This is a genomic window from Collimonas sp. GW821-FHT07E08 (genome assembly GCF_059418905.1).
Window position 1 is genome coordinate 1 of record NZ_JBWKQR010000066.1, and the last position, 524, is coordinate 524.

The window sequence follows — 524 nt, forward strand, 5'->3', positions numbered from 1 at the left end:
GCGCAGGTAGGCGCCTTATCCTCAGCCGCTTTTGCGGCTCTATCCACTACTCAAATTGCCCAAATGTCCAATGGCAATCAAGGAGATGGTCTAGGCATGGGTATTATGGGGGCGAATGCAGCAGATATTGCCGCTTTATCGCCCGCTCAAATAACCGCTATTGGTCACTTTGATTGGGTTTCAGCGTCGGCCTTTGCTGGACTGACTGCCAATACCATCCAAGCGATTCGAACGGGTTTCCCTAATACTAGTGCCGACTGGAGTTGGATGCATCCTGAGCAGGTAGGCGCCTTATCCTCAGCTGCTTTTGCGGCTCTATCCACTACCCAAATTGCCCAAATGTCCAATGGCAACCAAGGGGTTGGTCTAGGCATGGGTATTATGGGCGCGAATGCAGCAGATATTGCCGCTTTATCGCCCGCTCAAATAACCGCTATTGGTCACTTCCAGAATCTGCCGATGAGCACCATTGCTGGACTTACTGCCTCAGTGCTGGAATCTACGGTATTAGCTACCGGCAGGTC

1 protein-coding gene is annotated in these 524 nt (G+C 51.9%); it reads left to right on the forward strand.

The annotated features are described in order from the left end of the window. Positions 1-63: 63 nt before the first annotated feature. Positions 64-524 (forward strand): hypothetical protein (locus tag AC07RZ_RS24185; protein WP_494669879.1); only part of this gene is annotated, 461 nt, incomplete at its 3' end.